This window comes from Streptomyces lincolnensis, assembly GCF_021173675.1.
GTDB lineage: Bacteria > Actinomycetota > Actinomycetes > Streptomycetales > Streptomycetaceae > Streptomyces > Streptomyces lincolnensis_B.
In genome coordinates this window covers 190,994-212,296 of the sequence record NZ_JAIHON010000008.1, presented here as the reverse complement: position 1 = coordinate 212,296, position 21,303 = coordinate 190,994, and the positions used below count along the sequence as shown (strand labels likewise).

The following is a 21,303-nucleotide window of genomic DNA, read 5'->3' as shown; positions in this document are numbered from 1 at the left end:
TTACGTCACGTCGGGGTGCGTCTGGCACGGAGCGTACGACGAGCCGGGGCCTTCGGGCGCGCGAAAGTGGCGGTTGTGCCAAGACCGGGGGAATTTCGGGACAACGATGTGGCAGTGGGGGTGAGCGATGTCACTCCGGCGGTGGCCACGTCGGCAGGGGTCACGCCGGCCGTGGGTCACGCCGAGAGCGGGTCCGCGTCCTCTCTGACGGCCGAGTCCACGTCCGGGTGGACGTCGAACAGCCGGCGGACGCCCAGGGCGCCCAGCACCCGGTTGACGTGCGAGCCGTCCACCGCGCCCTGGGCCGGGAGTATCAGACGCAGCCGTCCCTGGCACGAGCGGATCAGGCGGCGGGAGGCGATGAGCACGCCGACGCCGCTGGAGTCGCAGAAGAACACCTCGGAGAGGTCCAGGACGATGCTGTGGCCGCCCTCGGCCACCACGTCGTGCACCCGTTGCCGCAGCACGGGCGACGTCACCAGATCCAGCTCGCCCGACACCAGGAGCACGGCCCAGTCGCCCTGCCCCTCGCCGGTCACATTGAACGCCACCACCATGCCCTTCGATCGCCGGAAAGCAAACGGAAGCCTTTCCTACGCTTCCTTGCAGCGCGGCTGCCCAGCGGCCGTTCCCTGAAACACGGGCCCAGAAACGGAAACCGATCGAAAGAGGCTTGTTCTGGTCGCCTTCGATCCTGTTCGATCGTTCATGGATCGTGTCTGATCGCCGCGCGAGCGGGTAGGCACGCCGCAGGACGGCAGAAGGAAGGTCCACTACCACCCACGGCCTCTCCGGGGGCGCACATTGCCACAAAGGGGCGTGCGCCAGGAGAGGTGCCGACTACATTCGAGGAGACGGTGGGCGCAGGCTTGACGGGGACACGGGCAGGGTGAGGGGGCCGCATGGCGAAGAAGGACGCACCGCCCCGCTGGGACCGCAAGATGCAGCAGCGACTCGCACGCGGTGAGGCGGCCGCCCTCGGCGAGCTCTACGACCGGTTCGCCTCCCTGGTGCACGGCCTGGCCCACCGCGTGCTCGGCGACGAACGCGCCGCCGACGGCATCACCCGCGAGGTCTTCGTCCACGTCTGGGAACACCCCGACGCCTACGACCCCAAGCAGGGCCCCCTGCGCTCCTGGGTCGCCGGCCTCACCCACCGCCTCGCGGTGCAGCGGCTGCGCGCCACCGAGACCGCCGCGCTCGCCCAGGAGGGCCACGGCTCCACCGAGGACCTGGAGCTGAAGGTCCGCCACGCCTCGGTCGCCGCCCGCGCCGACTACATCGTCCAGGCCATGCCCGTCCCGCTGCGCGCCGCCCTGGAGCTGGCCTACTTCCAGCGCCGCGACTACCGCCAGACCGCCGCCGACCTCGGCGTCACCGAGGACGAGGCCCGCCGCCGCCTCCGCCTCGGCCTGCAACTGCTGGCCACGGCCCACGACTCCGCGGCCCCCGGGGCACCGCCCGGATACGGGGGTGCCGCGTGAGCGGAGCCGGCCGCTTCGAGGCGTACGACGGTCCCGACGACGCCGAGGACAAGGAGCACGGGGAGAACACCGGCGACTGTCAGGAGCCGTGGAAGCACCACACCGACGGCCCTGACACCTGCGGCGGCCGTGGCGGTCCCGCTCGCCCGGGCGGCCCCGGTGGGCCCGGCGGCCGGGACAGTTCCGGCGCTCCGAATGGTCCCAACGGCCTTGGCGGGCCCGGCAGCCCGAGCGGCCCCGGCCTCCCGGGCCACCCCGGCGAGTCGGGCGATTCCGGCCCGGGAGGCACCGGCGCCTCCGGCTCCTCGGGTCAGGGCGGGCCCGGCGATCCCGGCGGCCCGGACGGCTCCGGCGGTCCGAATGGTCCCGACGGCTCCGGGAACGGTGACACCCCCGACCCGGACCGCCCGCCCCGCATACCCATGCCCCGTGCCTCCGTCGAGGACAGCGGGCGTCCGCTGCCCACGCTGGAGGAGCTGGGTGACCTGGCACCGCCGCCCGCCCCGCTCGTCCTGGAGCACCGCGTCCTGAAGGCGCTCCTGGGGGCCTGGGCGCTGTCCGCCTGCTCGCCGGAGGAGACGCTCGCCGTCGAGGAACACCTCGGCGACTGCGGCAGCTGCGCGGACGAGGCACTGCGGCTGCGCGAGGCGGTCGGCCTGCTCCAGCGCCCCGAAAGCCTCGACCTGGACCCCGGCCTGCGCACCCGCGTCCTGGACAGCTGCCTGGACCGGCGCCCGCCGCGCATCCCGGTGCCCGAGTGGGCGACGCCGTACGACGCGGAGACCGCCCGCCTGGACGCGCTGCTCCAGGACTTCGGCGACGCCGAGTGGCACGCGCCGGTCCGCCTGCGCTGGTTCGAGGGCACCGGACAGGCCAGCCGCCGCACGACGGTCGCCGGGGTCATCTCCCACCTGCTGACCGTCGACGGCCTGGTCGCGGTCGCCCTCGGCCTCGACGACCCGCTGGGCGACGCCGCCGCCGAGGCCCCGACGCCCGACGCGCGCACCGAGGCGTACTGGCGTGCCTCCCACTACCCGCCGACCCGGTCCGTGCGCGCGCCCTGGCGCGAGCAGAGCCACGATCTGGTGCGCACGGTCTCCTTCACGGGCGGCACCACCGGCCGGCTGGCCGTCTCCTACGGCGACTTCGAGCTGCCCCTGCACGACGCGATGCTCGACCGTGCCTTCGAGTGCTGGGTCCACGCGGAGGACATCGCCGAGGCGGTCGACTACCCGTACGCCGCGCCCTCCGCCCGCCACCTCAACCGCATGATCGACCTCGCGGCCCGCATGCTGCCCGCCGTCCTCGCGGCGCGCCGGCAGAGCGGCCTCGCCGCGCCGGCCGCGGGCCGCCACCTCGTCCCCGCCGGCGAGCCCGGCCGCAGCCTCCGCCTGGAGATCGAGGGCCACGGCGGCGGCAACTGGCTCATCCCCCTCGACTCCCCCGGCGCGGTGGGCTCCGCCGAGCGGGAGGTCGCGCACGTGGCGTTGGACGGGGTGGAGTTCTGTCATCTCGCCGCGGGTCATGTGTCACCGGAGGAGGCGGCGGCGGGTCAGCAGGGGGATCGGGACGCGATCAGGGACGTACTGTTCGCTGCGGCGGCGTTGAGCCGGATGTAGGGGCGGGTTGCGGTTCGTCGGCGGGTGCGGGTGAGTGGGGCTGGTCGCGCGGTTCCCCGCGCCCCTAAAAAGGTGGGACCAGCTGCCCAACCTCTTTGGGGCGCGGGGAACTGCGCGAGCGACCACGAACCACCCGCAGCCGCCAGACGACAAGAACCCCCGAGCTCCTAGGCGAACACAACCGTCCGCCGCCCGTTCAACAGGATCCGCCGCTCCGCATGCCACTTCACGGCCCGCGCCAGCGCCTGGCACTCGACGTCCCGCCCGATCGCCACCAGTTGGTCCGGCGTGACATCGTGCCCCACCCGCTCGACCTCCTGCTCGATGATCGGCCCCTCATCAAGGTCCGCGGTCACGTAATGCGCCGTCGCCCCGATCAGCTTCACACCCCGCGCATGGGCCTGGTGATACGGCTTCGCGCCCTTGAAGCTCGGCAGGAACGAGTGGTGGATGTTGATGATCCGCCCGCTGAGCTGCTTGCACAGGTCGTCGGAGAGCACCTGCATGTACCGGGCGAGGACGACCAGCTCGACGTCCTGCTCCCGCACCAGCTCCAGCAGCCGCGCCTCCGCCTCGGCCTTGGTGTCCTTCGTGACCGGAATGTGGTGGAAGGGAATGTCGTAGGACTTCACGAGCTCGGCGTAGTCGGTGTGGTTGGACACCACCGCGGCGATCTCGACGGGCAGTGCCCCGATGCGGGCGCGGAACAGCAGGTCGTTCAGGCAGTGGCCGAACTTGCTGACCATGAGGACGATCCGCATGCGGTCCTCGGCCCGGTGGATCTGCCAGTCCATCTGGAAGGCGTCACCGATCGCCGTGAAGCTGGCCCGGAGCTTGTCCACCGTCACCGGCGGCTCCGCCGAGAAGTGGACGCGCATGAAGAACAGCCCCGTGTCGTGGTCGCCGAACTGCTGGCTGTCCTCGATGTTGCAGCCGGTCATGAAGAGGTAGCTCGACACGGCGTGCACGATGCCCTGCTTGTCGGGGCAGGCGAGGGTGAGGACGTACTGGTCGGAGGAGGCGGCTTGACCGGACTGCGCGTTCATGCAGGACAGGGTCGCATATCACGCCACCCCCACCGGCCCGCTGTCTCGCCACGCGGACCTCAAACCACTCGGAACACGCCACCGACCGGAACACGCCACTACGCGGAGCGCGTCATGATCCGCAGCACCTCCAGCGTGCGCGGCGGCGCGTCCGGGTCCTCGCTGTCGGCCGTCGCCATCCGCACGTGCGCGTCCCGGGCCGCGCGGACCGCGTCCGGCCAGCCCTGGTGGTCCATGTAGGCGGAGACCGGGGCGTCGGGACCGACCTGGTGCATGATCCGCAGCACCCGCAGGACGGCGGTGTCGACGAGGGCCGCCTCCTGGGAGTCCCGGAAGATCGTGCCGACGTACTTCTCGGCGGACCAGTTGTCCAGCCAGGTGTCCTCGACCAGGCGGTACACCGCGTCGGTCACGTCTCCGTACCCGTCCGCGCCCGCCAGCCAGACGTCCCGCTGGAACACGGGGTCGGAGAGCATGTGCAGCGCGGAGCGCACATTGCTGCGCCAGCGCCACCACGGCATGTCGTTGAGTGGCATGCCGCCCATGGTGGCCGAGCGACGGCTGCGACGGGAAGAGTTCTCCGAACCTTGCACGGTCATCGATCGTACGTTCCCCTCCTCGGAGGTCCCCCGACCCCCTCCCTGTTCACCTTCACGTCACCGGTCGATAACCAACAGTCACTCCCGGGTTAGTGGTGTGACGGAAGCGTGTGTACGCATGACCGGCAGGCGACGCACACGCAGCACCTTCCTCCCCAAGCTCCCCCGGCCCGTCAGAGCCACCGCCCTGGCGGCGGGAGCACTCGCGGCGAGTGTGTCGCTCACCACCGGATGCGGGGTCGTCCCCGGTGCCACGGGGGGCTCCGGGGACGATCCGATCAAGGTCATGACCTGGGCCCCGGAGGATACCAACGCCACCAACAAACCGGGCATGCCCGCCTTCGCGCAGGCCTACGCCCGCTGGGTCAACGCCCACGGCGGTCTCGACGGCCGCAAGCTCACCGTCCTGACCTGCAACGAGCGCAACGACAGCCTGGCCGCCGCGCGGTGCGCCCAGCGCGCGGTCGACGAGGGCGTGGTCGCGGTCGTCGGCTCCTACAGCCAGTACGCCGACTCGTTCCTGCCGCCCCTGGAGGGCGCGGGCATCCCCTACATAGGCGGCTACGGCCTCACCACCGACGAGTTCACCAGCCCGCTGTCCTACCCCGTCAACGGCGGCCAGCCGACCCTTCTGGCCGGGCTCGGCAGCGCCCTGACGGGCTGCGGGCCCGTCGCGCTGGTCCGGCCCGACACCATCGCGGGCGACGCCCTGCCCTCCCTCCTCGACTCCGGCCTCACCGCGGGCGGCCACGCGGGCACCCAGGACGTGCGGGCGGCCGAGGACGCCACCGAGTACTCCGCACAGGCGGACCGGGCACTAGAGAGGACCACCACGGACCCGGCGAAGCAGGGATGCGTGGTGCCCGCGCTCGGCGACCGCACCGACACCTTCATGGACTCCTTCCGGCGCGCCCGCGAGGACCACCCCGACGTCCGCACCGCGATGGTGCTCGGCAACGTCGACCAGACGATGATCAACGCCTCCGGCGGCGCGTCCGGACCGTACGAGGGCTCGTACATCACCGGCTGGTACCCGGTGGAGACCGACCCGCGCTGGGATCCGATGAAGAAGGTCATCAGCGAGCAGGCCTTCGACGACAACCGCATCGACGCCGCGGACGCCGGGGTGCAGACCACCTGGATCGCGTACACGGCCTTCAAGGAGGTCGTGGAGTCGCTGGGCGGCGGCCAGGTGACCGCCGACGCTGTCCACAAGGCCCTGGACAACGGCCTGGAGGTCACCACGGGCGGGCTGACGCCGACGCTGAAGTGGCGCTTCCAGGGCCCGCTCGCGGCCGTCGGCTATCCGCGGCTGGTCAACACGGACGTGACCCTCCAGGTCGTCCGGGAGGGCCGGCTGGTGTCCGCCAGGAAGGGCTTCACCGACGTGACGGACACGCTGAAGAACGCCGACCTGGACTGAGCCGGGCGCGTCGAGCCGCCCGGGTCGGGTCCGCCCCGGCCCGGGGTCACAGCTGGGTGGGCTGCCGTTCGGTCAGGCCGTAGGTCTTCGCGATCGCGTTCCACAGCTTGGCCGCCTCGACCTTCTCGGTGCTGGCGGTGCCGCTCGCCCGGTTGCCGGCCTGGGTCTGGCCGGTGACGACGGCCCTGCCCTTCTTGCAGCCCTTCTTGCCGGCCGTCTGGTCGGCCCAGGCCGCGTAGTGGTTGTCGGCCGACGCGGACGCCTGCCAGGCCTTGGTGAGGGCGTCGGTCAGCGCCGCGTGCCCGGGCAGCCTGTCGACCGAGATCCCGGACAGCCGGGTCACCAGACCGGTGCGCTGCCGGGCCGCGCCCCGCAGGTCCTTGGCCGCCTGGCCCAGGTCCTTGCAGGACTTCACGTCCTCCACGGCGTTGATCACGGTCGTCCGGCTGCTGCCGCTGTCCGCGAGCAGCTTGTCCAGCGCGACCGCCTGCTGCTCCGCCGGATCGGCCGACGGCGAGGCGGACTCGTCCGCGGGAGCCGTGGCGGAGACGGGCTGGTTCTTGTCGTCCTTCTGGTCACCACCCCCGCCCCCGGCGAGCAGTGCCCCGGCGCCGATCCCCAGGACGGCGATCCCGATGCCGACGGCGGCGATCACCGGCACCCGCGATCTGCTACGACCGCCCCGGCCGCGTCCCCCGTCGTCGTAACCGCCCGGACGGCCGCCGTCCGCCCCCGGGGGGAAGTACCCCGACGGTCCGGCCGGGGCCGGCTCGGGCTGCTGGATGCGGGGCATGTGCTGGGTGGCCCCGGCCGGGCCGGGGTCGCTGCGGAAGAGGTTGTCGAACTCGGAGGGCGGCTGCCGGTCCCCGCCGTGCGGCATGCCCGCGGGCTGCTGGCCGGGCACGAGCGCGATGTACTGCGTGGCCTCGGCGTCCGGGTTGGCCGCGGGCAGCGGGCCCGCTCCGGGCCGGGATCCGTCCCTCGGCGTACGGCCCAGGAACTGCGTCGACTCACCGGACGGCGCGGTGTCCGTCTCCGGCGGCAGCGCCCCGGGGCCGACCGGCGGTATGTACTGGGTCACGCCTTCCGGACCGGCGTCGGCCGCGACCGGCGGTATGTACTGTGTGGCGCCCTCGTCGGCGGGCGGCAGCGGCCCGGAACCGGGTGCCGCGTGGCGGGCGGCCGGCAGCGGCCCGCCCTGGGCACCGTGCCCGGCGGGCGGCATCGGGGTCCCGCCCGCGTGACCGTCGTAGGGCTGGGCGGGAGGCAGGGGCGCTCCCCCTGCCGGGGAGTCGTAGGGGCTCGCGGGGGGCATCGGAGCGCCGCCGGCGTGCGGGTCGTAGCCGCCGGTGTGCCGGGCGCCGTGGTGGCCCGTCTCGGGCGGCAGGGGGGAGCCGTAGGCGTCGGCCTGCGGGGCGGGAGGCTGCGCGTCCGGTCTGACGGGCGGCAGGTAGTACGAGGTGGGCGGGTTGCTGTCGTGCCCGGTGGGCTGCTGCGGGGCGCCCGTCCCCGCGGAGTAGCCGCCCGTCCCCGCGGAGTACGCGTCGGCGCCGTACGCCGGGGCCTGCGCGCCCTCGGAGGGCAGCGGTTGGGACTGGGGCTGGGACTGGGGCGGCATGCCGCCCGGGGTCTCCTGCTGGCTCCAGTGGGCGGAGGGCGCCTGGTTGTTCTGCTCGGGGGTGCCCCAGGACGGCGCGGGCTGCGACGACCAGCCCTGTCCCTGCTGTTGAGGCTGGTGGGCCGGATCCTGCTGCTGGGCGTCGCCCTGCTGCTGGTCGGGTCCCCAGGGCGTGCCCCAGGCCTGGCCGCCGGCCGGTGCCGACGCGGGCGGCTGCCCGGGCGCCTGTCCCTGCGGCTCCGCGGACGCCTGCCCGTAGACCTGGTCGTACGCCGAACCGGAGGGGGACTGGCCGTACCCGGGCGTCGGGTCGGGTGTCCGGGGCTGCTGCGGGCCGGGGCGGCCCCCGTAGCCGCCCGTCATTCCCGGCAGCAGGGGTTCCCCGCCGTCGGAGGGCAGCACGATGCCTTCGCGCGCTTCGCGCGCTGAGGGCTCCTCGCCCTGTCCACTCTGCGTCACCGGGACTCCTACTAATGGGGGACCTTCGGAATCGTCGGCTCACGCTACCGGGTCCCCGGAGCCAGGTGCTACGCAGCACATGAGGTGACCTGCGTCCCTGTGACCGCGGTAACAGATCACCACGGCCGCAGCGACGGAACCGGCCCCTCACGCCTTGGAACGGGCTCCTTTCACGCGGCCGCCTGAAGGTCCAGGCGAGCCCCGAACTCCCTTACCACGGGCTCGTCCCGGAACGGCTCCAGCCGCTGCTGGAAGTCGTCCAGGTACTCGGCGCCCCGGTTGGACCGCAGGGTCTCCAGGAGTTCCACGGCCTTCAGACCGGTGGCACAGGCCTGTTCCACCTCCCGCTGCTGCACCTGGGCGGTCGCCAGCAGGACGTAACCGATCGCTCGCCGGCGCGCCTTGGTCTCGGGGAGGCCGTCCAGGGACTCCTGCGCGGCCCGCGCCGCCGCCTCCGCCTGCCCGAGGTCGCGGTGGCAGTGCGCCAACTCGTCGGCGAGATAGGCCTCGTCGAAGTGCGCGATCCACGCCGGGTCGTCCCCGGCCGCCGGATCCGCCTGCTCCAGCGCGCTCACCGCGCGCCCCGACGCGCCCTGCGCCGCCCGCACGTCGCCCATCAGCGCGTGCCCCCGGGCCTCCGCCGCGTGGAACATCGCCTCCGCCCGAGGAGTCACCCGCCCGCGCGCCCCCTCCTGCGCCGCCCGCGCCAACTGCGCGATCTCCCGCGGGTTTCCGAGCTGCGCGGCGAGGTGGCTCATGGACGCGGCCAGGACGTACCCGCCGTAGCCGCGGTCGCCGGCCGCCTGGGCGAGCCGGAGCGCCTGGATGTAGTACCGCTGGGCCAGGCCCGGTTGGCCGGTGTCGACGGCCATGTAGCCGGCCAGCTCGGTCAGTCGGGCCACCGCGGCGAACAGGTCCCGCCCGACCGCCTCCCGGTACGACCCCGCCAGCAGCCCGGAGACGACACTGTTGAGGTAGTGCACGACGACCGGGCGTACGTGCCCGCTGCCGTACTGGTGGTCGAGGTCGACCAGCGCCTGTGTCATCGCGCGCACGGCCGCCACGTCGGACTGCCCCACCCGGGGCCCGGCCGCGCGCGAGACCTGCGAGTCCGGCGAGGAGATCAGCCAGTCGCGGCTGGGCTCGACCAGCGCCGACGCGGCGACGGAGGAGCCGGACAGGAAGTCCCGCCGCCCCACGTCACTGCGCCACAGCTCACACACCTGCTCGATGGCCCCCAGTACCGTCGGCGAGAACTGGAGGCCGACCCCCGAGGCGAGGTTCTTGCCGTTGGCCATGCCGATCTCGTCGATCGTGACCGTACGGCCGAGCTTGCGGCCGAGCGCCTCCGCGATGATCGCCGGGGCGCGGCCCCGCGGCTGCTGGCCTCGCAGCCAGCGCGCGACGGAGGTCTTGTCGTAGCGCAGGTCGAGACCGTGCTCGGCGCCGCACATGTTGACCCTGCGGGCCAGCCCGGCGTTCGAGCAACCCGCTTCCTGGATGAGCGCCTGCAACCGTTCGTTCGGCTGCCGCGCGACGAGAGGCCTTGCGGCCATGGCGTACCCCCTGTGGCTGCGGTGCCTGCCCACGCACCGAGTTGACGTGTCTTCCACCGAAAAGTTCCGGCCGTGAAGATCAATGCCCCGCCAACGTGGCGAAAATGCGAGGCATGCGAGGATTGCCGGGGATGTGACACAGGCTCTTAGACTGTTGCCGCCCCCACACGTGGCTACCCAGCCAGGGCCGAGGTTCCTCCTCTGCGCCCCCACCCGTGCACCCATGCGCCCCGGATGCGGAATCGATGCGCTTCCCCCGCGCCAGGACCTGGCCGTAACCCGAGGTGGGTGCGGGAGTTGTGTTCAGCGTGGAAGAGACGATCGCGGGTACCGAAGCCGCCCAGATTCCGAAGCAGCGTGGCGAATCGCTGCTGGAGACAGCCGTACGTTACGCCGAGGAGCGCCACTGGGACGTCTTTCCCGGGACGTGGCTGGAAGCCGTCGACGGGGCGCAGCGCTGCTCGTGCGGCGACGCCGCGTGCGCCGCCCCCGGCGCGCATCCGGCGCGCGGGGACTGGGGGACGCAGGCGACCGGGAGCGCGACGGTCGCGCGGCGGATGTGGCAGAAGCAGCCGACCGCTTCGATCCTGCTGCCGACGGGGCGTACGTTCGATGCGATCTCCGTCCCGGAGACGGCCGGGTTCCTCGCGCTCGCGCGTATGGAGCGGATGGAGTTGACGCTGGGTCCCGTGACGTTGACTCCGGATCGGCGGATGCACTTCTTCGTGTTGCCGGGGGCGTCGGTGAAGGTGCCGGAGCTGGTGCGGAAGCTGGGGTGGACTCCCTCGTCGCTGGATCTGGTCGCCCTGGGCGAGGGTGCGTATGTGGCTGCGCCGCCTACACGGTTCGGGTCGTCGGGGGCTGTGCAGTGGGCTTGTCGGCCCACGCCTGCGAATCGGTGGCTGCCGGATGCCGAAGAGCTCATCTCACCGCTTGCTTACGCGTGCGGTCGGGATCGGTGACGTGCGCCCGCGCGGCGGAGCCGCATAGTTGAGCACAGCCCCGCGCCCCTAAGGTTGACGTCCATGACGTCGGCTGTGAGTGTGCGGGGGCTCTGGAAGCGGTTCGGGCAGCAGGTTGCTGTGGCCGGGATCGATCTGGAGTTGCCCGCGGGGAAGTTCATCGGGCTCGTGGGACCGAACGGGGCCGGGAAGACCACCACGTTGTCGATGGTGACCGGGCTGCTCAGGCCCGACGCGGGAAACGTGGAGGTCGTCGGGCACGACGTGTGGCGGGACCCGGTGGAGGTGAAGGCCCGGATCGGGGTGCTGCCGGAGGGGCTACGGCTCTTCGAGCGGCTGTCCGGGCGTGAACTGCTGGGCTACACCGGGCGGTTGCGGGGACTGCCCGGTGCCGAGGTCGACAAGCGGGCCACCCAGCTCCTGGACGTCCTCGACCTCGCGGGGGCGCAGCACAAGCTGGTCGTGGACTACTCGACCGGCATGCGCAAGAAGATCGGCCTGGCCGCCGCGCTCCTGCACAACCCCGAGGTGCTCTTCCTCGACGAGCCGTTCGAGGGCGTCGACCCGGTGTCCGCGCAGACCATCCGGGGCGTCCTGGAGCGGTACACCGCCTCCGGCGCCACCGTCGTCTTCTCCTCGCACGTGATGGAGCTGGTCGAGTCGCTGTGCGACTGGGTGGCCGTCATGGCGGCCGGCCGGATCCGCGCCCACGGGACGCTCGCGGAGGTGCGCGGGGACGCTCCCTCCCTGCAGCGGGCGTTCCTCGAACTCGTCGGGGCGCAGGGCCGGGACACCGGCTCGCACCTCGACTGGCTGGGCGGCGGGGCGACCCGGTGAGCACCGACGGCGCCCTCGCGGCGAACATCGACTCCGTCGTCGTACGGCTGAAGCTGTCGCTGCTGAAGAACGGGCTGAAGCAGTCCGGCGGGCGGCGGGCCGCGTACATCGGTTCGGCCGTGGCCGTGCTGCTCTTCTCGGTGGTGCAGTTCCTCGGGCTGATCGCGCTGCGCGGGCACGCGCACGCCGGGTCGGTGGTGGTGCTGCTGGTGGCGGTGCTGGCGGGCGGCTGGGCGGTGATGCCGCTGTTCTTCCCCAGCGGCGACGAGACCCTCGACCCGACCCGGCTGGTGATGCTGCCCCTGCGGCCCCGGCCCCTGGTGCGGGCGCTGCTCATGGCCTCGCTGGTCGGCATCGGGCCGCTGTTCACGCTGTGCGTGCTGACCGGGTCGGTGATCGCGGTCGCGCACGGCGGTGCGGCGTACGTCGTCGGCGTCATCGGTGTCGTGCTCGGGCTGCTGGTGTGCGTGGCCCTCGCCCGGACCGTCGCCGCGGCCAACATCCGGCTGCTGACCAGCCGCAAGGGCCGTGATCTGGCGGTGCTGAGCGGACTGGTCATCGCGGTCGGGGCGCAGGTGGTGAACTTCGGCGCGCAGCGGCTGGGATCGCGCGGCCTCGGACAGCTCGACGGGCCGGCCGAGGTGCTCAAGTGGGTGCCGCCGGGCTCCGCGATCGGGGCGGCGGACTCCGCGAGCGAGGGGTCCTACGGCATCGCCTTCCTCCAGCTCGCCCTGTCCGCGCTGGCGTTGGTGGCACTGCTGGCCGTGTGGTCGCGACACCTGACCAAGCTGATGACCTCGCCGGACGGCTCCACCCTCCAGGGCGCCGACGCCAAGAGCCGGGAGCGCAGCTCGACGGGGCTGTCCCGGCTGCTGCCGGCCGGCCGTACCGGCACGGTCATGGAGCGCAGCCTGCGGTACGTGTGGCGGGATCCGAAGACCAAGGCGGCCTGGGTGACCTCGCTGGCCATCGGGCTGATCGTGCCGGTGTTCAACGCGCTCCAGGGCACCGGCTCCATCTACTTCGCCTGCTTCGCCGCCGGGATGCTGGGCGTGCAGATGTACAACCAGTTCGGGCAGGACACCTCCGCGTTCTGGATGGTCGCGATGACGATCTCCTCGACCCGGGACGCCTACGTCGAGCTGCGGGCGCGGGCGCTGGCCCTGCTGGTGATCACCCTGCCGTACGCAACCCTCGTGACCGTCCTGACGACGGCGATGCTGGACGACTGGCCGAAGCTGCCCGAGGTGCTGGGGCTGTCCTTCGCGCTGCTCGGCGCGATGCTGGCGACCGGGGCGTGGACGTCGGCGCGCTTTCCCTACTCCATCCCTCAGGAGGGCTACAAGAACGTCGCCCCCGGGCAGTCCGGGCTCGCCTTCATGGCCATCCTGGGCGGCATGGTCTCCGCGGCCCTGCTGTGCGCTCCCGTCATCGCGGGGACCATCTGGCTGAACGTCAGCGAGGGCGGCGAGCAGTGGAGCTGGCTGCTGCTGCCCGTGGGGACGGTCTACGGCGTGCTCGTCACGGAGGCGGGGCTGCGGCTGGCGGCACCGCGGACGGCCCGTCGGCTGCCGGAGATCCTGGCGCTGGTGAGCAAGGGGTGAGCGGAGATCCTGGCGCCGGCCGGCAAAGGGTGAGCAAGGCTGCGGGGAGCGGAGGGGAGCCCCGGGGGGGGAGCCGCGCCGACGGCTCCCTCGGCAGCGGGCGGGGTCAGCCCGTGCGGTCCGTGAGGACGCTGTCCAGGAACGGTTCTATGGCGGCTCGCCAGGCGTCCGGCTGGTCGTAGTGGACGAGGTGGCCGGCGTCGGCGACCTCCGCGTACTGGCCGCGGGGCAGGACGCGGACCATCTCCTGGGCCTCGGCGCGGCCCAGCTCGCCGTCCAGGCCGCGGACCACCAGGGTGGGGCAGCGCACCTGGGCGAGCTCCTCCCAGTGGGCGTCGTAGACCCAGGTCTCGCGGGACTCCAGCATCTGTTCCGGCTCGAAGACCGGGCGCCAGCCGTCGGGGGACTCCTGCATGACCTCGGCGTAGAACTCGCCGCGCGCCCGGCTCGGGCGCTCCACCCAGGGGTCGTCCTCGCCGAACCACTTGCGTACGTCGGAGAGGGTGGCGAAGGGGGCGGGCCAGGCCTTGAACCAGTCCTCCCACTCGCGCTGGGAGGCGGCGCCTAGGGCGGAGGCCCGCATGTCGCAGATGATCAGCCCGCAGACCAGGTCGGGACGCTTGGCGGCGAGCTGCCAGGCGGTCAGGGCGCCCATGGCGTGGCCGACCAGGACGGCGGGGGCGAGACCGAGCTGTTCGAGGGCGGCTTCGGCGTCCTCGACGTAGGCCTCGCGGGTGAAGGCGGCCCTTGGGGGCTTGTCGCTCTGGCCGTGTCCGCGCTGGTCGAGTGCGACGGCGCGGTGCCGTTCGGAGAGCCAGCGGGCGGTGGAGGCCCAGTGCGAGGCGCGGCCCATCAGGCCGTGCAGTAACAGCACACCGGGCGCCCGATCCGTCTCGCCGGAGCCCGGCGTGCGCGGCGCGGGCACGGGGTGCGCCCCCTGCGGCAGGTCCCTGCCCTGATCGCTCTTGGGAGGGTCGCCGAACTCCCAGGCCGCCAGGCGTACGTCGCCCGCCCCGGTCACGTCGATGCGTCGCACCATGGTTCCGGCACCCCCCTAGCTCCGCTCGGACCGTCCGTTCTCTCGCCGACCGGTCCTGGTGAACCCCGTCCTGGCCTGCTCTGTCCGTCGTCCCCCGCCCTACCCCTGAAGCGCGTGGGCCGCGTGATGCGTCACCCGCACCCCCGCGAGACTATCGAATGCCTATTCGAAGATGCCGTTCTCGCCGCCAACACCCCTCGTTCGAGTGACCGCACTCAAGGAATGATCGCCGCTGCCGAGGGGAGATCTTCAGCGGGAGGCGGACCGCTCGGGGAAATCGGTCCGAAGGGGATGACCCTGGGAGCTCGGGGCTCCGGGTCAGCACAGGGGAGGACAGGCCCCGGCGCCACACGGCGCCGGGGCCCTCTCCATGTTCACCACGGCACATCGTCCCCGTCCCCTCCCCGGCCGGACGGCATCACTGCCGGCCACGGCCAAGAGCCCCTCAGGTCATATGCCTCACGCGACAGCCTCGCACGGGACGCGCCCGTGCGCTGCCATTCCACACACTGGATCTTGCTTTCGGCGCCATCGGCGGAGCGCCACAACTGCCTCCCGGTTCACGGCAGTTGACGGCCGCCTGTTGGAAAGGCGCGGAAGGACGCACTCCACAGGACCGGCACTCGGCGCCTTCGCTCGGCACCTTCGCTCGGCACCGGCCACGCGGCGCCCGGCGCCGCTCAGCGCTTGGCGACGAACACGTGGGAGGCCACGTCCGACTCCAGCTCGGCCGCCTCGCCGCCGCTGCCCACCAGCACACCGCCCGCCGACTCCGTCACGCTGACCACCGAGCCGGGCTGCACGCCCGCCCGCCGCAGCGTGTACATCAGCTGGGCGTCCGTCTGGATCGGCTCCCCGATCCGGCGCACCACGACCGTCTTGCCCTCCACCCCCGGGTCGAGGTCGGCGAGCGACACCATGCCCTCGTCCAGGAACGGGTCGGCGCCGTCCTTCTCGCCGAGCTCCTCCAGCCCCGGGATCGGGTTGCCGTACGGCGACTCGGTCGGGTGGCGCAGCAGCTCCAGCACACGGCGCTCCACGGCCTCGCTCATCACGTGCTCCCAGCGGCACGCCTCGGCGTGGACCTGCTCCCACTCCAGGCCGATCACGTCGACGAGCAGACACTCGGCGAGGCGGTGCTTGCGCATCACGCGCGTGGCCAGCCGACGGCCCTCGTCGGTGAGCTCCAGGTGCCGGTCGCTGGCGACGGCCACCAGGCCGTCCCGCTCCATCCGCGCCACCGTCTGGCTGACGGTCGGCCCGCTCTGGTCCAGCCGCTCGGCGATCCGGGCGCGCATGGGGACCACACCTTCCTCCTCCAGCTCGAGGATGGTGCGGAGATACATCTCCGTGGTGTCGATCAGTCCGGACATACGTGCCCCTTGATGAGATCTGCCGGAAGCACGACAGCTTCGCGGCGCGTGCGCTGGCCCTGGAGTCAATTCTGCCGGATACCACTGACAACCGTGCCGCGCCGGTGAAACCAAGGGGTTACCAACGGCCGCACGGCCGTATTGACATCCCACTGGTCCAGACCGCACGGTGATCCGCGACACGGCGACGAAGGGGCTGGGTTCTCGCATGGGCGACACGGGCAACAGGAGTGGCAGTGACGATTCTGGCGTCACGAATGTCACCGACGTCACGACCGAGGGCACGCTGTCCGGCCGGTTCTTCGATTCCGCGATCCGTCTGCTGGAGCGGGTCCGGGACGAGGAGGCCGAGCCCGTCCGGGCGGCCGGCGGACTCCTCGCCGACACCGTCGCCTCCGGCGGGCGCCTGTTCGCCTTCGGCGCCGGACACTCCTCGCTCGCCGCGCAGGACATCGTCTACCGCGCCGGCGGACTCGCCCTGATGAACCTGCTGGCCGCGCCCGGTCTCGTCGGCGTCGACGTCATGCCCGCCACGCTCGGCTCCGCCCTGGAACGCGTCGAGGGCCTCGCGAGCACCGTCCTGGCCTGCTCCCCGCTCCGCGCGGGCGACGCCCTCGTGATCATCTCGCTCTCCGGCCGCAACGCGCTGCCCGTGGAGATGGCGATGCGGGCCCGTGAGCTGGGCATCCGCGTGATCGGCGTCACGTCGGTGGCCTACGCCACCGAGACCTCCCCCCGGCACGCCTCCGGCACCTTCCTCAAGGACCACTGCGACATCGTCCTCGACTCCAAGATCGCCGTCGGCGACGCCGAACTCACCCTCGACAGTGTCCCGGCCCCCTTCGCCCCCGCCTCCACCGTCGTCACCTCGGCCCTCCTCCAGGCCGTCATGGCCACCGCGGCCGGCGACCTGGCCGACCGGGGCATCGAACCGCCCCTGCTGCGGTCGGGGAACGTGGACGGAGGGCCGGCCTGGAACGACGAGGTGTTCGAGAAGTACGGGGAGCGGATCTTCTACCGGCGGTGAGGGCACTGCTGTACCGGCGGTAGGGGTACGTCGTTGTCGCCCTACCCCCGCCCCAGCACCTCGCCCAGATCCAGCGCCGCCGCGATCCGAACGGCCACGTCCTCCGCGTACACCGCGTCCCCGCGCTCGAACTGACTCCGCCCGGCCCCGCGCAGAAACGTCACGACACCCAGCGTCCGGCCCCGGCTGCGCAGCACCGCGCACAGGGCGTGCACCGAGTCACCGGGCCACTGCCGGGCGACCGCCCAGTCCCGGGCCGCCTCCGCGGACACCGCCCCCACGCTCGCCCGCACGGACCCGATCCGGTCCGCGCACTGCAACGCCGGATGCCCCTCGGCGTACCGCACGGGCAGCCCCGCCTGCCCGGTGTGCAGACTCGGCCCGGGCGCCCCGGAGGGCGTCGCGGCGACCCGCACGAGCCGCAGCGGCCCCTCGGCCTCACCGTCGGCCACCGCACCGCCCGCCACCCGGTCGATCAGCGCGTGATCGGCGAAACCGGCCAGCGCGAAGTCCAGATGGACCGTCGCCGCCTCCCGCGGATCCTCACACTCGGCGGCGGCCCGAGCGGCCCGGTGCAACTGGTTCGTACGGAACCGCAGCAGCGACGCCTCCTGCTCGCCCTGCTTGCCCTCCGTCACGTCCTGGAAGAGCCACCCGACACCCAACGGCACCGGCTCCTCCGCGAGCGGCGACGCCAGCCGCACGAACCCGCACCGCCAGCAGCGCCGCTGCTCGCCCTCCGGGGTCCGCACACTCACCCAGATCTCCGCGGGCGCCGGCGGCGCGCCCTCGGCCAGCACATGCGTGAGCGCGCTCTCCAGCTCCTCCACGCCCTGCGCGAGCAGCTCGCCCAGCGGCCGGCCCAGGACGGACGTACGCCCGATCCCCAGCGCCCGCGCCGCGTGCGCGTTGACGACGGCGGGGCGCAGATCGGCGTCGACCAGCACGACACCCCAGGAGGCGTCCTCGAACAGGGCCTCGCTCAGCGCGATGGACCGCTCCAGGTCGATCTGCGCGTGCACCTCGCTGAAGGCGCAGTACAGACCGGCCGGCTTCCCGTCGGGCCCGCGCACGGCCGCCGACTGCGTCCGCACCAGCACCCGCCCGCCGTCCTTGGTCAGCAGCGCGAACTCGTGCACCTGCCGTCCCGGGGCGTGCATCGCCGACAGCAGCCGCCCCTCGATGTCCTCGGCGTCCGCACTCCGTACGGCCCACCCCGCGAACCCGTGCCGCCCCACCGCCTCCTCGGCGGTCCAGCCGAGGATCCGCTCCGCCTCACGGTTCCAGTGCGTGACCACCCCGTCCACGTCGAACGCGCACAGGGCCGCGTCCATCCCGTCGAGCAGCGCGGCCAGCAGATCCGAGCCACCCGGACCCTCCGAGCCGCCCGATCCGCCCGAGCCCTGCGGACCCTCCGGCCCTTGCTCGTCCGGTCCGATCTCGTCGGTGGTCCCACTACGCCGGGAAGCACTCACCTGGACCCCCTGCAGGCTGCCGCGTCCGTCGCACTTACAACACGCCGGTTCGCTCACTGACCATCATTGAACTCGAACGTGACGCAGCACACACCGGGTTCCCACAAGATTGAAGGAATCGTTGTACGCCGGAAACGTCCCAAAACCGCACTACCCGCCGACGGGCGACTCCAGCCGCAGATCGATCCACAGGTCGGTCTCGCCGTCCAGCACATACCGATCGACCTCCCGGAACCCGCGCGCCTCCGCGAACCGCACCCCGTCCTCGTTGGCGGCCGGCACACACGTCTCGACCACCCGGGCACCGAGCACCCGCGCACGATCAAGACCCTTCTCGTACAGAGCCGTCCCGAAACCCCGCCGCCGACACCCGGGCAGCACCCGCGCGATCACGGTCGCCACAGCCCCCTCCCCCTCCGGCGGCCGCACGGTCGAACACCCCACGAGCTCGTCCCCGACATACGCGTTCTCCAGCCGGTACCGCCGCGCTCGCTCCGGCGTGGCGCTCGGCCCAATCGCCTTGCCGCCCTCATACCGGCCAGCGATTCTGTTCCGATGCCAGGACAGGGGAAGAGAAAGCGGCGGCAACAAACGGAGAGACAGCGGGCGGCCGCCCGAACTGCGCCGGACGCGGGGCGATGGGAGGTGACCCTGGAGACGCGGGACAAGGCGGAGCTGCGCGCCCACCTGCACCGTCTCGGGGAGGAACGCGTCGACGAGTCGATGATCCGGATCGACACACTGTGCGGCCGCCTGGAGCACCCGACCACCTATCGGCTGAGCCGGTTCGTGGCGGACCCCACATGATCTTGTGGCGACGGATACGGCTACAGCACCCGGCAGGAACCCTCAGAGTCAACTTCTCGAAAAACCGGTTGATCGGTGCCGGACCGCTTCCTAATGTGTGGCCTACGCCGAAAGGAGGTGATCGGGTAAATGAGTGAAACCCGGACGCGCGAGGTGGCTGCGGGCTAGCGGCTCGCCACCACACCTAGTGCGGTGCCGGACCAGCGTGTGCGCGAAACACGCAGCCGGCCCAAACCAACGCAGTCACCCGACCCGCGAGCTCGCCGGTAAGTCCGGCCGGCTCCCCGCCGTCAGGCGAGGGAACCCGAGCTCGCGGGTCGTCTGCGTCCAGTGCGGGCGACTACCGCACGATGTCCCCGTACCCCTCGATCTCCCGCGGGTCCCGCGTGCCCGGGCCGATGTACCGCGCGGACGGCCGCACCAGGCGGCCCGTGCGCTTCTGCTCCAGGATGTGCGCGGACCAGCCGGCCGTGCGGGCGCAGGTGAACATGGACGTGAACATGTGGGCCGGGACCTCGGCGAAGTCGAGGACGATGGCGGCCCAGAACTCGACGTTGGTCGCGAGGACACGGTCGGGGCGGCGGGCATGGAGTTCCGCGAGGGCGGCCTTCTCCAGGGCCTCGGCGATCTCGAAGCGCGGGGCGCCGAGCTCGCGGGCGGTGCGGCGCAGGACGCGGGCGCGCGGGTCCTCGGCGCGGTACACGCGGTGCCCGAAGCCCATCAGACGCTCGCCCTTGTCGAGGGCCTGCCGGACGTACGCCTCCGCGTCGCCCGTCCGCTCGATCTCCTCGATCATGTGCAGGACGCGGGAGGGCGCGCCGCCGTGCAGCGGCCCGGACATGGCTCCTACGGCGCCGGAGAGCGCGGCGGCCACGTCCGCGCCGGTGGAGGCGATGACGCGGGCGGTGAAGGTGGAGGCGTTCATGCCGTGCTCGGCGGCGGAGGTCCAGTAGGCGTCGACGGCGGCGACGTGCTTGGGGTCCGGCTCACCGCGCCAGCGGATCATGAACCGCTCGACGACGGACTGCGCCTTGTCGATCTCCTTCTGCGGGACCATCGGCAGCCCCTGGCCGCGGGCGGACTGGGCGACGTAGGAGAGGGCCATGACGGCGGCGCGGGCCAGGTCCTCGCGGGCCTGGGCGGCATCGATGTCCAGCAGCGGCTTCAGGCCCCAGACCGGCGCGAGCATCGCGAGCGCGGACTGCACGTCGACGCGGATGTCACCGGAGTGCACGGGGATCGGGAACGGCTCGGCGGGCGGCAGGCCGGGGTTGAACGCGCCGTCGACGAGCAGGCCCCAGACGTTGCCGAACGAGACGTGCCCGACCAGGTCCTCGATGTCGACGCCCCGATACCGGAGTGCGCCGCCCTCCTTGTCGGGTTCGGCGATCTCCGTCTCGAACGCGACGACTCCCTCGAGCCCGGGTACGAAGTCGGACATCAGGCGGCTCCTCATGATGGGTACGACGGATGGCGCCCCGCGGATCCACGGTCGTACGGTCGACTCGCGGTCCCGGGCGGTCACCCCGGTGATGCCCCGTGCGGTCGGCGGTCATCCCTCGGGACGGCATCAGCACCATATCCCCGAGTGCCACCTTTGGGGAGCGTTCGCGGCACTCAGTGCCACCACGTGATCCGGTACACCGGCCCGTGCGGCGTCCTCCCATACGGCAGGATGACCGCGTGACCGACCGAGACGCCGCCCTCGACCCCGCCTCCATGCGCAAGCAGTACCGCGCCGAGGGCCTTGCCGAGACCGACCTCGCCGCCACCCCGGTGGAGCAGTTCGCGCGCTGGTTCAAGCAGGCCGCCACCGAAGGCCACCTCTTCGAACCCAACGCCATGGTCGTCTCCACCGCCGACGCCGAGGGCCGCCCCAGCTCCCGCACGGTCCTGCTGAAGCACTTCGACGAGCAGGGCTTCGTCTTCTACACCAACTACGGCTCCCGCAAGGCCCGCGAACTCGCCGGGAACCCCTACGTCTCCCTGCTCTTCCCCTGGCACCCGATGGCCCGCCAGGTCATCGTCACCGGCGTCGCCCGCCGCACCGGCCGCGACGAGACCGCCGCCTACTTCCGCACCCGCCCGCACGGCTCCCAGCTCGGCGCCTGGGCCAGCGGCCAGTCCTCGGTGATCGCCGACCGCGCCCCCCTCGACGCCGCCTACACGGAACTCGCCGCCCGCTACCCGGAGGGCGAGCAGGTCCCCGTCCCCCCGCACTGGGGCGGCTTCCGGGTGGCCCCGCAGACGGTGGAGTTCTGGCAGGGCCGCGAGAACCGGCTGCACGACCGGCTCCGGTACGTGGCGGAGGCGGACGGGAGCTGGCGGGTGGAGCGGCTCAGCCCCTGACGCGGCCGCCGTAGGCACACCGGTCT

Annotated in this window: 18 protein-coding genes and 1 pseudogene; 9 read left to right on the top strand and 10 right to left on the bottom strand. The window is 72.5% G+C overall.

Going from position 1 to position 21,303, the window contains the following annotated elements:
• Positions 1–176: 176 nt before the first annotated feature.
• The gene (locus K4B79_RS24740; protein ID WP_232029091.1) at positions 177–557 is read right to left on the bottom strand and encodes an STAS domain-containing protein; all 381 of its coding nucleotides are present in this window, start codon (positions 555–557) and stop codon (positions 177–179) included.
• 345 nt (positions 558–902) lie between these two features.
• Here K4B79_RS24740 and K4B79_RS24735 point away from each other — a divergent pair, with 345 nt between their 5' ends.
• Both K4B79_RS24735 and K4B79_RS24730 read left to right on the top strand, forming a co-directional pair.
• Complete coding sequence (locus K4B79_RS24735; protein WP_232029090.1) at positions 903–1,484, top strand: sigma-70 family RNA polymerase sigma factor; 582 nt, start codon at positions 903–905, stop codon at positions 1,482–1,484.
• A gap of 416 nt (positions 1,485–1,900) precedes the next feature.
• Complete coding sequence (locus K4B79_RS24730; RefSeq protein WP_232029415.1) at positions 1,901–3,103, top strand: zf-HC2 domain-containing protein; 1,203 nt, start codon at positions 1,901–1,903, stop codon at positions 3,101–3,103.
• 167 nt (positions 3,104–3,270) lie between these two features.
• On the opposite strand, the gene purU is transcribed toward K4B79_RS24730, so the two are convergent.
• Both purU and K4B79_RS24720 read right to left on the bottom strand, forming a co-directional pair.
• The gene (purU, locus tag K4B79_RS24725) at positions 3,271–4,149 is read right to left on the bottom strand and encodes a formyltetrahydrofolate deformylase (protein ID WP_232029089.1); all 879 of its coding nucleotides are present in this window, start codon (positions 4,147–4,149) and stop codon (positions 3,271–3,273) included.
• Positions 4,150–4,247: 98 nt separating this feature from the next.
• Positions 4,248–4,748: an SCO4402 family protein gene (locus tag K4B79_RS24720; RefSeq protein ID WP_232029088.1), complete on the bottom strand. Its 501-nt coding sequence runs from the start codon at positions 4,746–4,748 to the stop codon at positions 4,248–4,250.
• A 118-nt stretch (positions 4,749–4,866) separates the two neighbouring features.
• Here K4B79_RS24720 and K4B79_RS24715 point away from each other — a divergent pair, with 118 nt between their 5' ends.
• A complete protein-coding gene (locus K4B79_RS24715; protein WP_232029087.1) occupies positions 4,867–6,171 on the top strand; it encodes an ABC transporter substrate-binding protein in 1,305 nt (434 codons plus the stop codon).
• A gap of 46 nt (positions 6,172–6,217) precedes the next feature.
• Here K4B79_RS24715 and K4B79_RS24710 read toward each other — a convergent pair whose 3' ends face one another.
• Both K4B79_RS24710 and K4B79_RS24705 read right to left on the bottom strand, forming a co-directional pair.
• On the bottom strand, positions 6,218–8,248 hold the full coding sequence (locus K4B79_RS24710) for a hypothetical protein (RefSeq protein ID WP_232029086.1): 2,031 nt from the start codon (positions 8,246–8,248) through the stop codon (positions 6,218–6,220).
• A 170-nt stretch (positions 8,249–8,418) separates the two neighbouring features.
• Positions 8,419–9,804 (bottom strand): transcriptional regulator, encoded by a 1,386-nt coding sequence (locus tag K4B79_RS24705; protein ID WP_232029085.1) that lies wholly within the window; start codon positions 9,802–9,804, stop codon positions 8,419–8,421.
• 299 nt (positions 9,805–10,103) lie between these two features.
• Between K4B79_RS24705 and K4B79_RS24700 the strand changes: the two genes are divergently transcribed.
• From K4B79_RS24700 to K4B79_RS24690, 3 genes are all read left to right on the top strand, one after another.
• Entirely contained in the window at positions 10,104–10,766 is a 663-nt protein-coding gene (locus K4B79_RS24700) for a bifunctional DNA primase/polymerase (protein WP_232029084.1), read from the top strand.
• 63 nt (positions 10,767–10,829) lie between these two features.
• Entirely contained in the window at positions 10,830–11,603 is a 774-nt protein-coding gene (locus K4B79_RS24695) for an ABC transporter ATP-binding protein (RefSeq protein WP_232029083.1), read from the top strand.
• Positions 11,600–13,207 (top strand): transporter, encoded by a 1,608-nt coding sequence (locus K4B79_RS24690; RefSeq protein ID WP_232029082.1) that lies wholly within the window; start codon positions 11,600–11,602, stop codon positions 13,205–13,207. Before K4B79_RS24695 ends, K4B79_RS24690 begins: the two co-directional genes overlap by 4 nt.
• Before the next feature lie 106 nt (positions 13,208–13,313).
• Here the strand turns inward: K4B79_RS24690 and K4B79_RS24685 are convergent, their stop codons facing one another.
• Both K4B79_RS24685 and K4B79_RS24680 read right to left on the bottom strand, forming a co-directional pair.
• Positions 13,314–14,246: an alpha/beta fold hydrolase gene (locus tag K4B79_RS24685; protein WP_232029081.1), complete on the bottom strand. Its 933-nt coding sequence runs from the start codon at positions 14,244–14,246 to the stop codon at positions 13,314–13,316.
• A gap of 680 nt (positions 14,247–14,926) precedes the next feature.
• On the bottom strand, positions 14,927–15,619 hold the full coding sequence (locus K4B79_RS24680) for a metal-dependent transcriptional regulator (RefSeq protein ID WP_232029080.1): 693 nt from the start codon (positions 15,617–15,619) through the stop codon (positions 14,927–14,929).
• A 208-nt stretch (positions 15,620–15,827) separates the two neighbouring features.
• Here K4B79_RS24680 and K4B79_RS24675 point away from each other — a divergent pair, with 208 nt between their 5' ends.
• Entirely contained in the window at positions 15,828–16,646 is an 819-nt protein-coding gene (locus tag K4B79_RS24675) for an SIS domain-containing protein (protein WP_232029079.1), read from the top strand.
• A gap of 41 nt (positions 16,647–16,687) precedes the next feature.
• Here the strand turns inward: K4B79_RS24675 and K4B79_RS24670 are convergent, their stop codons facing one another.
• Positions 16,688–18,121, bottom strand: a complete 1,434-nt coding sequence (locus K4B79_RS24670) for a PAS domain-containing protein (protein ID WP_232029078.1) — start codon at positions 18,119–18,121, stop codon at positions 16,688–16,690.
• 150 nt (positions 18,122–18,271) lie between these two features.
• Positions 18,272–18,616, bottom strand: a pseudogene (locus K4B79_RS24665) (GNAT family N-acetyltransferase); the annotation flags it as partial.
• A gap of 150 nt (positions 18,617–18,766) precedes the next feature.
• Here K4B79_RS24665 and K4B79_RS24660 point away from each other — a divergent pair.
• Entirely contained in the window at positions 18,767–18,928 is a 162-nt protein-coding gene (locus K4B79_RS24660) for a hypothetical protein (protein WP_232029077.1), read from the top strand.
• A gap of 340 nt (positions 18,929–19,268) precedes the next feature.
• Here K4B79_RS24660 and K4B79_RS24655 read toward each other — a convergent pair whose 3' ends face one another.
• A complete protein-coding gene (locus K4B79_RS24655; RefSeq protein WP_232029076.1) occupies positions 19,269–20,369 on the bottom strand; it encodes a citrate synthase 2 in 1,101 nt (366 codons plus the stop codon).
• A 278-nt stretch (positions 20,370–20,647) separates the two neighbouring features.
• Between K4B79_RS24655 and pdxH the strand changes: the two genes are divergently transcribed.
• Positions 20,648–21,277, top strand: coding sequence for a pyridoxamine 5'-phosphate oxidase (gene pdxH, locus K4B79_RS24650; protein ID WP_269463929.1), 630 nt, complete (start codon positions 20,648–20,650; stop codon positions 21,275–21,277).
• Positions 21,278–21,303: the final 26 nt, after the last annotated feature.